Source organism: Thermocrispum sp. (assembly GCF_002919275.1).
In the GTDB taxonomy this organism is placed as follows: domain Bacteria; phylum Actinomycetota; class Actinomycetes; order Mycobacteriales; family Pseudonocardiaceae; genus Thermocrispum; species Thermocrispum agreste.
Genome location: NZ_PKFA01000052.1, coordinates 34,001 through 51,412, shown reverse-complemented (window position 1 = coordinate 51,412; position 17,412 = coordinate 34,001). Strand labels below are relative to the sequence as shown.

Annotated in this window: 14 protein-coding genes; 7 read left to right on the top strand and 7 right to left on the bottom strand. The window is 70.7% G+C overall.

All coding sequences use genetic code 11. The features are described from left to right. Positions 1-307 precede the first annotated feature (307 nt). Entirely contained in the window at positions 308-1,327 is a 1,020-nt protein-coding gene (locus CXP56_RS12800) for an NAD(P)H-dependent glycerol-3-phosphate dehydrogenase (RefSeq protein ID WP_028847971.1), read from the bottom strand. After that, complete coding sequence (locus tag CXP56_RS12795; RefSeq protein WP_038045060.1) at positions 1,320-2,060, bottom strand: lysophospholipid acyltransferase family protein; 741 nt, start codon at positions 2,058-2,060, stop codon at positions 1,320-1,322. The genes CXP56_RS12800 and CXP56_RS12795 overlap by 8 nt, the downstream gene beginning before the upstream one ends. Before the next feature lie 52 nt (positions 2,061-2,112). Here CXP56_RS12795 and cofC point away from each other — a divergent pair, with 52 nt between their 5' ends. The 3 genes from cofC (at position 2,113) to CXP56_RS12780 (ending at position 5,977) form a co-directional block, all read left to right on the top strand. Then, on the top strand, positions 2,113-2,751 hold the full coding sequence (cofC, locus tag CXP56_RS12790; protein WP_353744557.1) for a 2-phospho-L-lactate guanylyltransferase: 639 nt from the start codon (positions 2,113-2,115) through the stop codon (positions 2,749-2,751). 147 nt (positions 2,752-2,898) lie between these two features. Then, positions 2,899-5,037 carry an RNA degradosome polyphosphate kinase gene (locus CXP56_RS12785; protein WP_245566688.1) on the top strand — a complete coding sequence of 713 codons (2,139 nt, stop codon included), beginning with the start codon at positions 2,899-2,901 and terminating at the stop codon, positions 5,035-5,037. 4 nt (positions 5,038-5,041) lie between these two features. After that, positions 5,042-5,977 carry an NUDIX hydrolase gene (locus CXP56_RS12780; RefSeq protein WP_038045059.1) on the top strand — a complete coding sequence of 312 codons (936 nt, stop codon included), beginning with the start codon at positions 5,042-5,044 and terminating at the stop codon, positions 5,975-5,977. A 227-nt stretch (positions 5,978-6,204) separates the two neighbouring features. On the opposite strand, the gene leuD is transcribed toward CXP56_RS12780, so the two are convergent. Both leuD and leuC read right to left on the bottom strand, forming a co-directional pair. Beyond that, the gene (leuD, locus tag CXP56_RS12775; RefSeq protein WP_028847967.1) at positions 6,205-6,798 is read right to left on the bottom strand and encodes a 3-isopropylmalate dehydratase small subunit; all 594 of its coding nucleotides are present in this window, start codon (positions 6,796-6,798) and stop codon (positions 6,205-6,207) included. Between the two features lie 43 nt (positions 6,799-6,841). After that, complete coding sequence (gene leuC, locus CXP56_RS12770; protein ID WP_156899233.1) at positions 6,842-8,242, bottom strand: 3-isopropylmalate dehydratase large subunit; 1,401 nt, start codon at positions 8,240-8,242, stop codon at positions 6,842-6,844. A gap of 59 nt (positions 8,243-8,301) precedes the next feature. On the opposite strand from leuC, the gene CXP56_RS12765 reads away from it, so the two are divergent. Genes CXP56_RS12765 through CXP56_RS12755 form a run of 3 tightly spaced genes read left to right on the top strand, consistent with a single transcriptional unit; the run spans position 8,302 to position 13,303 of the window. Next, positions 8,302-9,021, top strand: a complete 720-nt coding sequence (locus CXP56_RS12765) for an IclR family transcriptional regulator (RefSeq protein WP_051310205.1) — start codon at positions 8,302-8,304, stop codon at positions 9,019-9,021. 49 nt (positions 9,022-9,070) lie between these two features. Beyond that, positions 9,071-9,691, top strand: a complete 621-nt coding sequence (locus tag CXP56_RS12760) for an L-threonylcarbamoyladenylate synthase (protein WP_028847964.1) — start codon at positions 9,071-9,073, stop codon at positions 9,689-9,691. Between the two features lie 3 nt (positions 9,692-9,694). Continuing rightward, entirely contained in the window at positions 9,695-13,303 is a 3,609-nt protein-coding gene (locus CXP56_RS12755; RefSeq protein ID WP_286901259.1) for a hydantoinase B/oxoprolinase family protein, read from the top strand. A 128-nt stretch (positions 13,304-13,431) separates the two neighbouring features. Here CXP56_RS12755 and CXP56_RS12750 read toward each other — a convergent pair whose 3' ends face one another. Next, positions 13,432-14,124, bottom strand: coding sequence for a M15 family metallopeptidase (locus CXP56_RS12750; protein WP_245566670.1), 693 nt, complete (start codon positions 14,122-14,124; stop codon positions 13,432-13,434). 227 nt (positions 14,125-14,351) lie between these two features. Between CXP56_RS12750 and CXP56_RS12745 the strand changes: the two genes are divergently transcribed. Further along, complete coding sequence (locus tag CXP56_RS12745; protein ID WP_156899232.1) at positions 14,352-15,146, top strand: hypothetical protein; 795 nt, start codon at positions 14,352-14,354, stop codon at positions 15,144-15,146. A 126-nt stretch (positions 15,147-15,272) separates the two neighbouring features. On the opposite strand, the gene CXP56_RS12740 is transcribed toward CXP56_RS12745, so the two are convergent. Continuing rightward, on the bottom strand, positions 15,273-16,817 hold the full coding sequence (locus tag CXP56_RS12740; protein WP_286901258.1) for a glycerol-3-phosphate dehydrogenase/oxidase: 1,545 nt from the start codon (positions 16,815-16,817) through the stop codon (positions 15,273-15,275). After that, positions 16,814-17,392, bottom strand: a complete 579-nt coding sequence (locus CXP56_RS12735) for a TetR/AcrR family transcriptional regulator (protein ID WP_286901257.1) — start codon at positions 17,390-17,392, stop codon at positions 16,814-16,816. Before CXP56_RS12735 ends, CXP56_RS12740 begins: the two co-directional genes overlap by 4 nt. Positions 17,393-17,412 lie beyond the last annotated feature (20 nt).

Genomic DNA, 17,412 nt, shown 5'->3' with positions numbered 1-17,412 from the left:
GCCGATCCACGCGTGCGGCGCCTGATCCGCACGTCATCGACCGCCGGCATCGATGCCGAAAGCCGATCCACGCGTGCGGCGCCTGATCCACAGCTCCGAGTCGTCCACAGGTGTGCTGACGAGCCGTTATCCGTCGGCTGCACAGGCACTAGACTCGAGCCGGGGTCGCCCCCCAGGGAGGGTGGGGGTTGCGATGGGGTTCGGTTACGAGCGGTTCGGCTGCCACCGGGCGCGATGATGCCGCGGCGACTGCCGGCCGTCGTCCATGCCCAGTCCCGACGTCGCGGTGCACCGTCGCGCTGAGGATTCAGTCCCACTCCGACTTGCGCGCCCTGCCCAGCAGCTCGGCGGCCAGTTCCGCCGGGTCCTTGCCGTCGTGGCACACCTGGTGCACGCCCTCGGTCAGCGGCATCTCCACGCCGTGCCTGCGCGCCAGGGCGAGGATCGACGAGCAGGACTTCACGCCCTCGGCCACCTGGCCACCGGCGTGCCGCTGCGCTTCCTCCAGCGTCTCGCCCCTGGCCAGGCGTTCACCGAAGGTCCGGTTGCGCGACAGCGGAGACGTGCAGGTCGCCACCAGGTCGCCGAGGCCGGCCAGGCCGGCGAACGTCAGCGGATCCGCGCCGAGCTTCACGCCCAGCCGCACGATCTCGGCCAGGCCACGAGTGATCAGCGTGGCCATGGTGTTCGCGCCGTAGCCGAGCCCGGCCGCCATCCCGCAGCTGAGCGCGATGACGTTCTTGCCCGCACCGCCCAGTTCGCAGCCCACCACGTCGGTGTTGGTGTAGACCCGGAACGTGCCGCCCATGCAGGCCTTCTGGATCGCCACGGCCCGGTCGTGGTCGGCGCAGGCCACCACGGTCGCCGCGGGCTCGCCCTGGGCGATGGGCAGCGCCAAATTCGGCCCGGACACCACCACGACGTGGTCCTGCGGCACGCCGGTGACGTCCACGATCACTTCGCTCATCCGCTTGAGCGTGCCGAGCTCCACACCCTTGGCCAGGCTGACCAGCGGCACCCCGTCGGGCAGCAGCGTCCGCCAACGGGTCAGGTTCTCCCGTAGCGACTGGCTGGGCACCGCGAGCACCACCGCCTCGGCCCCGGCCAGCGCCTCGGCCGCGTCCGAGGTGGCGGTCAGCCGCTCGGGCAGCGTGATGTTCGGCAAGTACGCCGCGTTGGTGTGCTGCTCGGTGATCTCGTCGGCCACTTCCTTGCGCCGCGCCCACAGCACCACGTCCCGGCCCGCGTCGGCGAGCACTTTGGCGAACGTCGTGCCCCACGAGCCTGCACCGAGCACGGCGATGCGCTGCGGAACGGGCTCAGCCATGGGCGCCCTTGCCGTCGGCCTGGGTGTCCTCGCCGTGGGTGTCCTTGCCCGCGTGCGGGGGCGGCTGCTCCCCGCGCAGCTGACCGAGCAGCCGGGTGACCTCGGCCATGATGAACTCGGTCGCCTTCTGGTGCAGCTCCGGCGTGGGTTCCTGGCCCTTGAACGCCGACAGGTCGACCGGCTCGCCGACCAGGTACTTCACCGTCTTGCGCGGGAACGGCCGGATCTTCTTGTGGTACAGGTCGAGCAGGTCCCGGGTGCCCCACCTGGCGATCGGGACGACCGGCACGTCGTTGGCCAGGGCGAGCTTGGCCACGCCCGGGTAGGAGTTCTTCGGCCACCCGAGCGGGTCCTTGGTGATGGTCCCTTCCGGGTAGATCACGATCACCTTGCCGTCGCGCAGGGCCTGGTGGGCTTCCCGCAGCGCGTCCTTGGCCTGGGACGTGCCGCGGTAGACGGGAATGGAGCCGGCGCCACGCGCCATGCGGCCGAAGACCGGCGCGGTCATCACGCTGGCCTTGGCCAGAAAGCGCGGCACCCGGCCCTGCTTGTGGATGAACACCGCGTCGAAGACCGGGTCGGCGTGCGAGATGTGGTTCATCGCGATCACCGCCCCGCCGGTGCGCGGTATCCGCTCCGCGTGCTGCGCCTCGGTCCGGGCCAGGTAAGTCAGGGGATAGAACACCGACGCCAACGCGGCCACCCACGGGCCGCCCTTCTCCCGCTCTACCACCGCAGCCCCTCCTCGCGACTCGGTTGCCGACGCTATCAGCGAAGATAACTGCGTGGCAGTGGCTGTGAACCTGGTGGTCCCGCTGAAGCGGCTGACCGCGGCGAAATCCCGGCTCGCCGAGCGGGCCGGGAGCGGCGAGCTGCGGTCCGCTCTCGCCCTGGCCATGGCGATGGACACCGTCGCGGCCGCGCTGGCCACCCCCGCGGTCCGCCGGGTGCTGGTTGCCGCGGCCGACCCCACCGAGCTCGGCGCGCTGCGCGAACTCGGCGCGGAGGTGGTGTTCGACGGGGGCGAGTCGGGCCTCAACGCCGGCTTGCGTCATGTCGCACGCCAGGTGCGTGCGGAGGACCCGGACTGCGTCGTCGGCGCCCTGCAGGCCGATCTCCCCGCGCTGCGTCCCGACGACCTGGCCGCCGCCATCGCCGCCTCCGGTGCCCGCCGTGCGTTCTGCGCCGACCGGGCAGGCACCGGGACGACGTTGTTGCTGTCCGCCCCCGCCGGCGAGCTCGATCCGCACTTCGGGCCGGGCTCGGCCAGGGCGCACACCGAGTCCGGCGCGGCGCCGGTCGAACTGACGGTGCCGACATTGCGGGCGGACGTGGACACTCCGGATGATCTTGCTCACGTCCAGCTGCTGGGTGTCGGCGAGCACACGCGGGCGGCTCTGCAGACCCGCGCCCGGGCGTGCTGACCCCCGGCATTCAGCGGATTCCCGGCCGCGACGCGGCCTCGCCCGGCACTGGCAGCCGAAGCGACCCCGTGGTGCGCGGAACAGCTCGTTCACCTGCTGTTCGCCCCAGGGCCGCCCGCGTTGCGGAACAATGACGGTGTGAGTGAAGTGACGCGAGCTCCGGCCGACGAGCAGGACCGCGCGCCCTCGCACGGCCTCGCGGCTCCCCCGGCGGTCACCCCGGCGCAGCGAGCGACCGAGCTGCCGGACGACCGGTACCTGAACCGGGAGATGTCCTGGCTGGACTTCAACGCCCGGGTGCTGGCGTTCGCCGAGGACGAGTCGCAGCCGCTGCTGGAACGGGCGAAATTCCTGGCCATCTTCGCCACCAACCTGGACGAGTTCTACATGGTGCGCGTCGCCGGGTTGAAGCGGCGCGACGAGACCGGGCTGAACGTGCGCAGCGCGGACGGGCTGTCGCCGAGGGAACAGCTCACCTACATCTCCAAGCGCAACCAGGAGTTGGTGGCGCGCCAGACCGCGGTGTTCAGGGAGCAAGTGCGTCCTGCACTGGAGAGCGCGGGCATCCGGTTCGTGCGCTGGGTCGATCTCACCGCCGACGACCGCGCCCGGCTGTCCCGGTACTTCAGCGACAACATCTTCCCGCTGCTGACGCCGCTGGCGGTGGACCCGGCGCACCCGTTCCCGTACATCTCCGGGTTGTCGCTCAACCTGGCCGTCACGGTCGCCGACCCGGAAAGCGGCATCGAACGGTTCGCTCGCGTCAAGGTGCCCAACAACGTGCCGCGGCTGATCCGGCTGGACCCCGACAACCGGCCGAACGCCACGTTCCTGCCGCTGGAAGAGCTCATCGCGGCGCACCTGGACGACCTGTTCACCGGCATGAAGGTGATCGAGCACCACGTCTTCCGGGTCACCCGCAACGCCGACTTCGAGGTGGAGGAGGACCGCGACGAGGACCTGCTGCAGGCGCTGGAGCGCGAGCTGGCCCAGCGCCGGTTCGGCCCGCCGGTGCGGCTGGAGATCGAGCAGGACATGAGCGATCACATGCTCGAGCTGCTGCTGCGCGAGCTGGAGGTGGATCCGCACGACGTGGTCTCGGTGCCCGGGCTGATCGACATGTCGTGCCTGTTCCAGCTGGCGGATCTGGACCGGCCGGACCTGAAGTACCCGCCGTTCGTGCCCGCCACCCACCCGGCGTTCGCCGAGCGGGAGACGCCGCGCAGCGTGTTCTCCACGCTGCGGGAGGGCGACGTGCTGGTGCACCACCCGTACGACTCGTTCTCCACCAGCGTGCAGCGATTCATCGAGCAGGCGGCCACCGACCCGAAGGTGCTGGCGATCAAGCAGACGCTGTATCGCACGTCGGGTGACTCGCCGATCGTCAACGCGCTGATCGACGCGGCCGAGGAAGGCAAGCAGGTGGTCGCGCTGGTGGAGATCAAAGCCCGGTTCGACGAGCAGGCCAACATCGCGTGGGCCCGCACGCTGGAGCGCGCCGGGGTGCACGTGGTCTACGGTCTGGTCGGGCTGAAGACGCACTGCAAGATCGCCATGGTGGTCCGGCAGGAGGGCAACCGGATCCGTCGCTACTGCCACATCGGCACCGGCAACTACAACCCCAAGACCGCGCGGTTCTACGAGGACATCGGGCTGCTGACCGCCGACGACGACGTCGGGTCCGATCTGACCGACCTGTTCAACGTGCTCACCGGCTACTCCCGGCAGGTCAGCTACCGCACCATCCTCACCGCGCCGCACGGCATCCGGCGCGGCATCCTGGAGCGGATCCGGCGGGAGATCGACCTGGCCGGGCAGGGCAAGCAGGCAGGTATCCGGCTCAAGCTCAACGCGCTGGTCGACGAGCAGATCATCGACGCGCTGTACCGGGCGTCGCAGGCCGGGGTGCCGGTGGACATCGTGGTGCGCGGGATCTGCGCGCTCAAGCCCGGCGTGCCGGGGTTGAGCGACAACATCCGGGTGCGCTCGATCCTCGGCCGGTTCCTGGAGCACTCGCGCATCATCAACTTCGTCGGCGCGGACGAGTACTGGATCGGCAGCGCGGACATGATGCACCGCAACCTCGACCGCCGGGTGGAGGTGCTGGTCAGGGTGCAGGACGCCCGGCTGACCGCGCAGCTGGACGACGTGCTCGAGTCCGCGCTGCACCCGGCCACCCGGTGCTGGGTGCTCGGACCGGACGGGGAATGGACCCCGTCGCCGGCGCCGGACGCCGAAGTGCGCGACCACCAGTTCGAACTGCTCGCCCAGCACCGAGGCGGCTGACCCGATGGGCGCACTGGTGGTGGCCTACCCGGAGCGGGCGGTCCAGGCTGCCGGGGCGGTGCTGTGGCGGCCGCGCGGCACGGATCGCGAGGTGGCGCTGGTGCACCGGCCGCGCTACGACGACTGGTCGCTCCCCAAGGGCAAGCTGGACGACGGCGAGACCGCTCCGGTGGCCGCAGCGCGCGAAGTCACCGAGGAGACCGGCAACGTGTGCACGCTCGGGCCGTTCGTGACCCAGGTCGGCTATCCGGTGGCCGGCGGGCACAAGGTGGTCGCCTACTACGCCGCGCGAGCGACAGCGGGCGAGTTCACCCCCAACGAGGAGGTCGACCGGCTGCGCTGGTGCACGCTGGAGCAGGCCCGCGAACTGGTGTCCTACGACGCCGACCGCGCGGTGCTAAACGCGTTCGGCAGCCTCGGCCCCGACGCGACCACGCTGCTGCTGGTCCGGCACGCGAAGGCGGGCAGCCGGGAGAACTGGAACGGCGACGACGACCTGCGCCCGCTGACCGCCGACGGTGAACGCCAGGCGAAGGCGCTGACCAGGCAGCTGTCGCTGTTCCGGCCGGACCGGGTGTATGCGGCTCCACGGCTGCGCTGCGTGCAGACCGTGCGCGCGGTGGCCGCCGAAGCCGACGTCGAGGTCGGCTACGAGCCGGCGCTGTCCGAGGACGCCTACCGGGAGTCCCCGCGAGAAGCCCTTGCCCGGCTGCGGCAGATCGCCGCCGCCAGCCGCACCCCCGTGGTGTGCAGCCAGGGCGGCGTGATCCCCGGCCTGCTGGCCGAGCTCGCCGGACAGGACGGCGTGGCATTCACCGACGTCCCGACCAAGAAGGGCTCGACATGGGTGATGACCTTCCGGCGCGCGACATCGCAGGACGGGACGGCGCCGCGGCTGGTGGCGGCGCACTACGTCCCACCGCCGCCGATCGACGGCTAGGCCGGGATGAGCCACATCCTGCCCGCGTCGGCGGCGGCTGCTGCCGGCCGAGCAGTGCACTGCCCGAGCCTTCGGCTGCGCCATCCACGCTCGCAGGCCCTCCACCGTGCTCCCGGCGCAGTACCCGAGCCACTGTCCGCGCCACCCGAGCCACTGTCCGCGCCAGCCGAGCCACGAGCCGCGCCAGCCGAAGCCCGAGCCGCGCTACCCGGGACCCGGACGCCAGGTCAGCGCGGCGTGGTGACCGGCATGTACGACGGCCGAGACGCCTCGAACTCGGCGATGGTGTCGGAGTGCCGGAGGGTGAGCGCGATGTCGTCCAGGCCCTCCAGCAGCCGCCAGCGGGTGTAGTCGTCGATGTCGAACGTGGTCAAAAAGTCCTTGCACTGGACGGTCTTCTCGTTCAGGTCGACCGTCACGTCGGTGCCCGGCTCGTTCTCCAGCAGCTTCCACAGCTGCTCGACGTCCGCCTGCTCGCACTGCGCGGTGAGCAGGCCCTGCTTGCCCGCGTTGCCGCGGAAGATGTCGGCGAACCGGGACGAGATCACCACCCGGAAGCCGTAGTCCATCAGGGCCCACACCGCGTGCTCGCGCGACGATCCTGTGCCGAAGTCCGGACCGGCGACCAGCACCGACCCGTTGCGGAACGGCTCCTGGTTGAGCACGAACGTCTCGTCGCTGCGCCATGCGGCGAACAGCCCGTCCTCGAAGCCGGTGCGGGTGACCCGCTTCAGGTAGACGGCCGGGATGATCTGGTCGGTGTCCACGTTGGACCGGCGCAGGGGAACCCCGACCCCGGTGTGCTTGCTGAACGGCTCCATGTCTGACTCTGCCTGCCTCTCCTGCTCGTGGTGGACCCGCGCGTCACAGGTCTTCCGGCGACGACAGCGTGCCGCGCACCGCGGTCGCCGCGGCGACCAGCGGCGACACCAGGTGGGTGCGGCCGCCCTTGCCCTGCCTGCCTTCGAAGTTGCGGTTCGACGTCGACGCGCTGCGCTCCCCCGGCTTGAGCTGGTCGGGGTTCATGCCGAGGCACATCGAGCAGCCCGCGGCGCGCCACTCCGCACCCGCCTCCTTGAAGACCTTGTCCAGGCCTTCTTCCTCGGCCGCCTTGCGCACCCGCATGGAGCCGGGGACGACCAGCATCCGTACCCCGTCGGCCACCTTGCGGCCGGCCAGCACCTCGGCGGCCGCGCGCAGGTCCTCCAGCCGCCCGTTGGTGCACGAGCCGAGGAACACCGTGTCCACCTTGATGTCGCGCAGCGGCGTTCCCGGCTTGAGGTCCATGTAGGCCAGTGCCTTCTCGGCGGCCAGCCGCTCGGTCTCGTCGGCGAAGTCCGCCGGGTCCGGCACCCGCTCGCTCAGCGGCAGGCCCTGGCCGGGGTTGGTGCCCCAGGTGACGTACGGGGTCAGCTCGTCGGCGTTCAGATCGACCTCGGCGTCGAACACCGCGTCGTCGTCGCTGCGCAGCTGGCGCCAGGCCGCCACCGCCTTGTCCCACTCGGCGCCCTGCGGGGCGTGCGGACGGCCCTTGAGGTAGGCGAACGTCGTCTCGTCCGGGGCGATCATGCCTGCCCGCGCGCCCGCCTCGATCGACATGTTGCAGATGGTCATGCGGGCTTCCATGGACAGCGCCTCGATGGCCTCGCCGCGGTACTCCAGCACGTAGCCCTGGCCGCCGCCGGTGCCGATCTTGGCGATGATGGCCAGGATGATGTCCTTGGCCGTCACGCCGGGGCGCAGCTTGCCGCTGACGTTGATGGCCATCGTCTTGAACCGGCGCAGCGGCAGCGTCTGGGTGGCCAGCACGTGCTCCACTTCGGAAGTCCCGATACCGAACGCCATCGCGCCGAACGCGCCGTGCGTCGAGGTGTGCGAGTCGCCGCACACCACGGTCATGCCGGGCTGGGTGAGGCCGAGCTGCGGGCCCATGACGTGCACGATGCCCTGCTCGTCGTCACCCATCGGGTGCAGCCGGATGCCGAACTCCGCGCAGTTCTTGCGCAACGTCTCCACCTGGGTACGGGAGACGGGGTCGGCGATCGGCAGCTCGATGCCGATCGTGGGCACGTTGTGGTCCTCGGTGGCGATGGTGAGGTCGGGCCGCCGAACCTTGCGGCCGGCCAGCCGCAGCCCGTCGAACGCCTGGGGGCTGGTCACCTCGTGCACCAGGTGCAAATCGATGTAGAGCAGGTCCGGTTCGGCGCCTTTGCCGCGACGCACCACGTGCGCGTCCCAGACCTTCTCCGCAAGTGTTTTACCCATGGCCGGACCCATTTCCCAGTATCTGGACTTCCCAATATTCGAGACGCTAGTATCGCGCTGTGGGACAGGATACCTCGACTGCACCGTCGTCCGGCATCGGCGTCCTCGACAAGGCGGTCGCCGTGCTCCAGGCCGTGGCGACCGAGCCGTGCGGCCTGGCCGATCTGTGTGCCCGCACCGGCCTGCCGCGGGCGACCGCGCACCGGCTGGCCGTCGGGCTGGAAACCCATCGCCTGCTGCGCCGCGGCCCGGACGGCCGGTGGCGCCCGGGCACCGCGCTGGCCGAGCTGGCGGGCGGGTCGACCGATCCGCTGCTGGACGCGGCGAGCTCGGTGCTGCCCAAGCTGCGCGACATCACCGGGGAAAGCGTTCAGCTCTACCGGCGCGACGGCATGCAGCGGGTCTGCATCGCCACCGCCGAACCGCCGAGCGGGCTGCGGGACACCGTCCCGGTCGGCTCCCGGCTGCCCATGACGGCCGGGTCCGGCGCCAAGGTGCTGGCGGCGTGGGCGGATCCGCAGACGCAGCGCGCCATCCTGGCGGACGCCGTGTTCGGGGAGCGCACGCTGCTGGAGGTGCGCCGCCGCGGTTGGGCGCAGAGCGTCGCCGAGCGCGAGCCCGGCGTCGCCAGCGTGTCCGCTCCGGTCAAGGACTCCACCGGCAACGTGGTCGCCGCGGTGTCGGTCTCCGGGCCGATCGAGCGGATCGGGCGCAAACCCGGCGTGCGGTGGGCCGCGGATCTGCTGGCCGCGGCGGATGCGTTGACCGAACGGCTGTGATCGTCGTGCCTGCGTGTCAGCGAGCGTGCGGTTGACTACGCTCGCCGGAATGGCGAGGTACTACGACGTGCACCCGGTCAACCCGCAGCCGAGGGCCATCGCCCAGGCGGTCGCCACGTTGCGGGACGGCGGCCTGATCGCCTATCCCACCGACTCGTGCTACGCGCTGGGGTGCGCGATCGGCAACCGGCAGGGACTGGAGCGCATCAAGGACATCCGCAAGCTCGACCATCGGCACCACTACACGCTGGTCTGCGCCGATTTCGCCCAGCTCGGGCAGTTCGTGGTGCTGGACAACCGGGTGTTCCGGGCCATCAAGGCGGCCACGCCCGGCCAGTACACGTTCATCCTGCCCGCCACCAAGGAAGTGCCGCGCCAGCTGATGAACGCCAAGAAACGCACCGTGGGCGTGCGCATCCCGCAGCACACCGTGGTACAGGCGCTGCTGGCGGAGCTGGGCGAGCCGATCCTGTCGAGCACGCTGCTGCTGCCGGACACGCCGGAGCCGATGACGCAGGGATGGGAGATCAAGGAACGGCTCGATCACCTGGTCGACGTGGTGATCGATTCCGGCGAGTGCGGCACCGAGCCGACCACGGTGGTCGACTTCTCCACCGGTGAGCCGGAGATCGTCCGCTACGGGGCGGGTGATCCGACCAGATTCGAGTGAGGAATGGGCTGGCAGTTCTGGGTCGATCGAGGCGGAACGTTCACCGACATCGTCGCGCGCACTCCCGGCGGCGACATCCGCACCCACAAGTTGCTGTCGCAGGATCCCCGGTACCCGGATGCCGCGGTCGAGGGCATCCGGCAGCTGCTGAGCGAGGCGGGCGCCACCAGCTCGGCGGGTACCGGCAGCACGGCGGACATCGACGCGGTGCGCATGGGCACCACGGTGGCCACCAACGCGCTGCTGGAGCGCACCGGTGCGCCGACGGTGCTGGTGATCACCAAGGGCTTCGCCGACGCCTTGCGCATCGCGTACCAGAACCGCCCGCGCATCTTCGACCGGCAGATCACCCTGCCCAGCGCGCTGTACTCGAGGGTGATCGAGGTCGACGAGCGCGTCACCGCCGGTGGAGAGGTGCTGCGCGAGCCGGACCTGACCGCGCTGGAACCCGAACTCCGCGACGCGTACCAGGCGGGCTTCCGCGCAGTGGCCGTGGCGTGCCTGCACAGCTACCAGTTCCCGGAGCACGAGCGCATGATCGGCGACCTGGCGCGCGAGATCGGGTTCACCCAGGTCTCGCTGTCCGCCGAGGCCAGTCCGCTGCTCAAGCTCGTGCCGCGCGGCGACACCGCGGTGGCCGACGCCTACCTCTCCCCCGTGCTGCGCCGCTACGTCGACCAGGTGGCCGCCCAGCTGCCGGACACCGACCTGCAGTTCATGCAGTCCAACGGCGGCCTGGCCGAGGCCGGGCACTTCCGCGGCAAGGACGCCGTGCTGTCCGGGCCGGCCGGAGGCATCGTCGGCATGGTGCGGATGTCGCAGGCCGCCGGGTTCGACCGGGTGATCGGTTTCGACATGGGCGGCACGTCCACCGACGTCTCGCACTACGCGGGCGAGTTCGAGCGGGTGTTCACCACCGTGGTGGGCGGGGTGCGGCTGCGCGCCCCGATGCTGGACATCCACACCGTCGCGGCAGGCGGTGGGTCGATCCTGCACTTCGACGGCAGCAGGTACCGGGTCGGCCCCGACTCGGCGGGTGCCGCCCCCGGCCCGGCCTGCTACCGGCGCGGCGGGCCGTTGACGGTCACCGACGCCAACGTGATGCTCGGCCGGATCCAGCCGGACCACTTCCCGCACGTGTTCGGCGCCGACGGCACCGAGCCGCTCGACGCGGACGGAGTGCGGAAGCGGTTCGCCGAGCTGGCGGCCGAGATCCGCGCCGCCACCGGGGACGATCGCACTCCCGAGGAGGTCGCCGAAGGTTTCCGGCAGATCGCGGTCGCCAACATGGCCAACGCGGTCAAGAAGATCTCCGTGCAGAAGGGCCACGACGTGACCCGCTACGCGCTGACCACCTTCGGCGGCGCGGGAGGCCAGCACGCCTGTGCCGTGGCGGACGCCCTGGGCATCCGCACCGTCCTGGTGCCGCCGATGGCCGGCGTGTTGTCGGCGCTGGGCATCGGCCTGGCGGATCTGACCGCCATACGCCAGCGCTCCGTCGAGGTGGCGGTGACCGGCGAAGGCGTGGCCAGGGCGGCCGAAGTGGCCGAGGAGCTGGCCGAGAAGGCCATCGCCGAACTCGGCAAGCACCAGGGCGACGTCGACGTGACCCGCCGCGCGCACCTGCGTTACGACGGCACCGACACGACGGTGGCTGTCCAGCTGGGCTCGGCGGACGGCATGACGGCGGAGTTCGAACGCCTGCACAAGGCCCAGTTCTCCTTCCTGATGGACCGCCCGCTGATCATCGAGGCGGTGTCGGTCGAGGCCACCGCACGGTCGGCCGAGGCCACGCTTCCCACGGTGCAGCGCACCGAACCTGCGGCGCCGATCGGGACCGTGCGGCTGTATGCCGACGGTTGGCACGACGCACGGCTGTACCAGCGGGAATCACTGGCGGTGGATCAGGTCGTCGAAGGCCCGGCGATCATCACCGAGGCCAACAGCACCACGGTGGTCGATCCGGGCTGGCGTGCGCGCTGCATCGAGCAGGGCCACCTCGTCGTCGAGCGGGTCCGCACGCAGGAATCCGCCGAAGTCGGCACCGAGGCCGACCCGGTGCTGCTGGAGATCTTCAACAACCTGTTCATGTCGATCGCCGAGCAAATGGGCGTCGCGCTGGAGTCGACCGCGCAGTCGGTGAACATCAAGGAGCGGCTGGACTTCTCGTGCGCGCTGTTCGACCCGGACGGGCACTTGATCGCCAACGCCCCGCACATCCCGGTCCATCTCGGCTCGATGGGCACCAGCGTGCAGGAGGTCATCCGGCGCCGCGCGGGCGACATGCGGCCTGGTGACGTCTATGCGGTCAACGACCCGTACCACGGCGGGACGCATCTGCCGGACGTCACGGTCATCACCCCGGTGTTCGCCTCCGACGATCCGCACGATCCCGGGGAGATCCTCTTCTACGTCGCCTCCCGCGGGCATCACGCCGAGATCGGCGGACTGACCCCCGGGTCGATGCCCGCCAGCAGCACGCACATCGACCACGAAGGTGTGCTGTTCGACAACTGGCTGCTGGCCCGTGACGGCCGGTTCCGTGAGGAAGAGACCCGCAAGCTGCTGACGTCCGCCCGCTATCCGAGCCGCGACCCGGACACCAACCTGGCCGACCTGCGCGCGCAGATCGCGGCCAACGCCAAGGGCGTGGCCGAAGTCCGGGCCATGATCGACCACTTCGGGCTGGACGTGGTCCAGGCCTACATGCGGCACGTGCAGGACAACGCCGAGGAAGCCGTCCGCCGGGTGATCGACCGGCTGCACGACGGCGAGTACCGCTACGAGATGGACTCGGGCGCGGTCATCGCCGTGCGCGTCACCGTCGACCGGGCCAACCGATCGGCCGAGATCGACTTCACCGGCACCAGCCCGCAGCTGACGAGCAACTTCAACGCGCCGACGGCCGTGGTGAAGGCGGCGGTGCTGTACGTGTTCCGCACGCTGGTGGCCGACGACATCCCGCTCAACGACGGATGCCTGCGGCCGCTGCGGGTGATCGTCCCGCCCGGCAGCATGCTGGCCCCGGAGTATCCGGCAGCCGTGGTGGCGGGCAACGTGGAGACGTCCCAGGCCATCACCGGTGCGCTCTACGCGGCGCTGGGCGTGCAGGCCGAGGGATCCGGAACCATGAACAACGTGACGTTCGGCAACGACCGCCACCAGTACTACGAGACGCTGGCTTCCGGCTCAGGGGCAGGACCCGGCTACCACGGGGCCGACGCGGTGCAGACCCACATGACCAACTCCCGGCTGACCGACCCGGAGGTGCTGGAGCACCGGCTGCCGGTCCTGGTCGACGGCTTCGCGATCCGCCGTGGCTCCGGTGGTGCGGGCAAGTGGCGTGGCGGCAACGGCGTGATCCGCAGGCTGCGGTTCACCGAGCCGGTCACGGTCAGCACCCTGACCGGGCATCGCCGGGTGCCGCCGTACGGGATGGCAGGCGGCCGCCCCGGCGCCTTGGGCCGCAACTACGTCGTCCGGACCGACGGATCCGTGGACGAGCTGCCCGGCTGCGGCTCCGCCGACCTGGCACCGGGCGACGTGCTGGTGATCGAGACGCCGGGCGGTGGCGGGTACGGCCCACCTCAGGAAGCGGACACCGAGAAGTGACGCGGCACGGTGGCGTCGCCCGGCCCGTGGCACCGACATGAGTGAACCGCTCGACCCAGCCGACGGCAACGCCGCCTCACCCGGCCCCGGCACCGTCACCCGCCCGGACACCGGAGGCCACCAGCGGCTCAGTCGTCGACGGGCACCTCGAAGTGCTGGTAGTCGATCGGGCTGGTCCAGTGGCCGCCCCAGATGAACCCGGCCTTGGCGAACGAGCGCACCACGATGTCGCCGTCGACGATCATTCCCGGGTGCACGTCCTCCCGGTCCAGGTACTCCCGACCGGCTTCCGGCAGCACCAGGTCACCCTTGACGTACGGGTTCTCGATGGTGTTGATGTCGATCGCCTTGCCGTAGGAGTGCACCGAGAAGCCGCCACCGCCGGTGATCTCCCGGCAGTTGAACGCCGAGGTGTTGTCGGCTTCCATCGACGCGTCGTCGCTCCCGCCGTAGTGCTCGATGCGCTCCATCCGGCGGATCGGGAACTTGTGGTAGTAGAGCTTGCGGAAGACCTTCACCACGTTCTTGGCGACGTCCTTGTGCACCACCAGCTCGCCGTCGTGCGAGCGGCCGTCGAAGCCGTGGTGGTTCATGGTGATCAGCCGCAGGTCCTCGATCGGCACCGGGCAACCGGGATGCCACGACACCCCGATCATCTCCTCGGCCAGCTCCGGGCTGATCCGTTCGATCTTGGCGCGGAACGGCGGACGCCAGCCTGCCGCGTCGGCGCTGCCCGCGGACGCGGGCACGGCCGCGAGCGTGCCCGCCAGGATCGCGGACGCCACCATGGCCAAGCCGGACATCCACACACGTTTCCCCATCGTGGCTCCCCTCTCTGCCGTGCATCAGGCCGTGCACCGGATTGCGGCGGCCGATCGTAGCCAGGCGCCGGCCACGCCGCTAGCTCCACGCGGACGACATCTGCCACAGAGAAGGGGAGATTTCGGCAAAACCGTCACGAACTCCCCGGCCGCACTTTAGGATTTCCGCGCAATGATCACTGTGGGTTCGCATCCGGCGGGTCCGCAACCATGACGGAGGGGTACCTGTGCGTCGAACTCGTAGGCTGGTCGCCGCGTCCGCGGTGCTGGTCACCGCGCTGAGCGGCACGATCGCCGGCTCGGCGTGGGCCGAGCCCGCGGCCGAGACCAAGTCCGACACCACCGTGCGCGCCGTCGCCCCGGCGAAGGCGCAGACCGAGCAGGCCGAGGTCGTCGACCTGACGGCTGCCAAGGGGGACAAGGCCGGCGCGGCGAAGATCAAGACGAAGATCATCTGGACGCACCGCAGCACCTGGATCACCTACGGCGGGAAGGCCACGCTGGAGGGCCAGGTGGTGGTCGACGGCGGTGCGCTGCCCGGCGTCGAAGTGGTGCTGTTCGCCAGGAACAGCACGTCGAAGCCGTGGGTCCAGGTCGACAAGATGAAGACCAGCACGAAGACCGGGCTGTTCCGCTTCTACCGGAAGCCGCCGCGCAACTACTACTTCGGCGTGGCGTTCGCGGGGACCGGCAACTACGAGCCGTCCGCCGCCTACGCCAAGGTCGGGGTGCGCCGCAACTTGAGCGGCAGCAAGCTGGTGCGCACCTCCAGCACCAAGTTCAAGTACTACGGCAAGGTGCGCCCCGGCGGCCAGGGCACGCAGATCAAGCTGCAGTACAAGCAGTGCGCCAGCTGCGGCTGGAAGTACGCCAAGTACACCCGCGCCAACAGCAACGGCACCTGGAAGTTCGTCCTGGCGTCCCCGCCGAAGGGCAAGAAGTACTACTACCGCGCCTACTCACCGTCCTCGACCAGCTACATGGCCGGCTACGCCGAGGAGTGGTGGATCAGCCGCTGGTAGTGCCGGACGGCACGTCGTCTCGGGAAGGGCTCCGTCGGCCGCTGCGATCGGCGGAGCCTTCTTCTTGCCGGGTCTTGTCAGGGCCGCACGCTCGGTGGCCTGATTCCTGTCAGGCGCAAGCGGGCGTCAGCCGGCCGCGTCGACGATTTCCTGCACGGCGGGCCGGGCCCGTTCGGCGTCGGCCTGGACCAGCCCGATGCGCGTGCGGCGATCCATGACGTCGTCCACGTCGAGCGCTCCTTCGTGCCGAACCGCGTACTCCACTTCGGCCCGCGTCACGTCAAGCCCCTCGGCGATCGGCGCGAGCGGATCCGCCACGGTGGCCGAATCCACGACCGACGCCGCGGCGCCGCCGTGCCTGCGGATCAGCTCCTCGCGGACACCGGCGGGTGCCCGCTGCGACATCGGGTGCCCCGGCGCTCCGATCAGCGGCACGTAGGGAGTCCGGCAACGGCCTGCCGATCCGGGCCGAAGCCGCGCGACAGCGGCATCCACCGCATCTTCCGCCATGCGCCGGTAAGTCGTGAGCTTCCCGCCCACCACGGTGATCACCCCGGACGGGGCACGCAGCACGGCGTGCTTGCGGCTGAGGTCGGCCGTCGAGCCGTCGGCCGCGCCGTCGGTTTCGATCAGCGGACGCAGCCCGGCGAAGCTCCCCACCACGTCGTCGGCGCCGAGCCGGCTCCCCAACGCCGCATTGACGGTGTCCAGCAGGAACGACACCTCCTCGGCCGTCGGCCGGGGAACGTCGGGGATCTCACCGGGCGCTTCGACGTCGGTCAGCCCGATCAGCACCCTGCTGTGCTGCTGCGGCAGCGCGAAGACGTAACGGCTCACCGAACCCGGCACCGGCACGGTCAACGCTCCTCGCGGATGACCGAGCGCCTCGGCAGGCACCACCAGGTGCGTACCCCGGCTGGGGCGCAACCGGACGCTCGGGTCCACCGTGCCCGCCCACACCCCCGTCGCGTTGATCACCGCCTTGGCGCGCACGGTCAGGGTCTCGCCGGTCAGCACGTCGGTCAGCTCTGCCGACTCACCGGTCACCCCGGACGCCCGCACCCGGGTCAGGATGGCGGCCCCGTGTTCGGCCGCCGTCCTGGCGATGGCCACCACCAGGCGCGCGTCGTCCACCAGCTGCCCGTCGTAGGCGAGCAGGCCGCCCCGCAACCCGGTGCGCCGTACCGCGGGCACCAGCCGTACCGTCTCGGCGGCGTCGATCCGGCGCGGGCGGGGCAGCACCGACGACGGTGTCCCGGCGACCGTGCGCAGCGCGTCGCCCGCGCGGAAGCCCAGGTGGACCAGCCACTCCTGCTTGCGGCTGATCTCCGGCAGCAGCGGCACGACCTGCGGCAACGGGCGGATCAAGTGCGGCGCGGTGCGCGTCATCAAGATGCCGCGCTCCACCGCGCTTTCCCGGGCGACGCCGACCCGCCCGGAGGCCAGGTAGCGCAGGCCACCGTGCGCGAGCTTGGAACTCCACCGGCTGGTGCCGAAGGCCAGATCCCGAGCCTCCACCAGCACCGTCCGCAGCCCGCGCGTGGCTGCGTCGAGTGCGACGCCGGTTCCCGTGACACCTCCCCCGATGACCAGCACGTCCACGTCCGGACGATCTCCGAGGGCGATCAGGTCGGCCCGGCGGCGGGCCGCGTTGAGCGACGAATCGGTCATGGCGCGAGATACCGGTTCAGTACGTGGGTCAGTTCGCGGCGCCAGGCGTCCTCCGGCACCAACGCGGTCACCGTGCGATAGGACTGCACGGTGGTCTCCGCGATCAACAACACCATCGCGGCCATCTGCTCGGGGTCGCCGTCGCGCACCGTGCCGTCGGCCTGGGCCGCAGCGAGCCGGCTCTGCAGCTCCCGGAGCAACCCTCGCTGGCTGGTGCCGAGCCGTTCGACGAAGTACCGGCGGTAGACCTCCGGGTCGGTGCGCAGCAGCAACCCGAGCACCGGGTGGTCGCGCACCCGCTCGGCGATCTCCACGACGCCTGCCACCAGCGCTTCCCGATCCTGCCCCGCCGGGACGACGGCGCGCGCGATCGCCTGTACCTCACGGGTCAGCAGAGCCGCGACGATGGCCCGCACGTCCGGCCAGCGCCGGTAGATGGTCGGCCGGGAGACACCGGCACGCCGGGCGATCTCGGCGATGTTGACGCGCGCCCCACCGGTGTGCTGGATGAGCTCCGCGGCCGCGTCGAGGATGACGTCCTCGGTGCTCCGCCGGACGGCGTTACATCTTGACATGATGTGTAAGACTGACACGC

What these genes read in the sequence shown, in the direction of transcription:
- CXP56_RS12800 (WP_028847971.1), bottom strand. Translation starts at nt 1,327, where the DNA reads ATGGCTGAGCCCGTTCCGCAGCGCATCGCCGTGCTCGGTGCAGGCTCG.
- CXP56_RS12780 (WP_038045059.1), top strand. Translation starts at nt 5,042, where the DNA reads ATGGGCGCACTGGTGGTGGCCTACCCGGAGCGGGCGGTCCAGGCTGCC.
- leuD (WP_028847967.1), bottom strand. Translation starts at nt 6,798, where the DNA reads ATGGAGCCGTTCAGCAAGCACACCGGGGTCGGGGTTCCCCTGCGCCGG.
- leuC (WP_156899233.1), bottom strand. Translation starts at nt 8,242, where the DNA reads ATGGGTAAAACACTTGCGGAGAAGGTCTGGGACGCGCACGTGGTGCGT.
- CXP56_RS12760 (WP_028847964.1), top strand. Translation starts at nt 9,071, where the DNA reads ATGGCGAGGTACTACGACGTGCACCCGGTCAACCCGCAGCCGAGGGCC.
- CXP56_RS12755 (WP_286901259.1), top strand. Translation starts at nt 9,695, where the DNA reads ATGGGCTGGCAGTTCTGGGTCGATCGAGGCGGAACGTTCACCGACATC.
- CXP56_RS12750 (WP_245566670.1), bottom strand. Translation starts at nt 14,124, where the DNA reads ATGGGGAAACGTGTGTGGATGTCCGGCTTGGCCATGGTGGCGTCCGCG.
- CXP56_RS12740 (WP_286901258.1), bottom strand. Translation starts at nt 16,817, where the DNA reads ATGACCGATTCGTCGCTCAACGCGGCCCGCCGCCGGGCCGACCTGATC.
- CXP56_RS12735 (WP_286901257.1), bottom strand. Translation starts at nt 17,392, where the DNA reads ATGTCAAGATGTAACGCCGTCCGGCGGAGCACCGAGGACGTCATCCTC.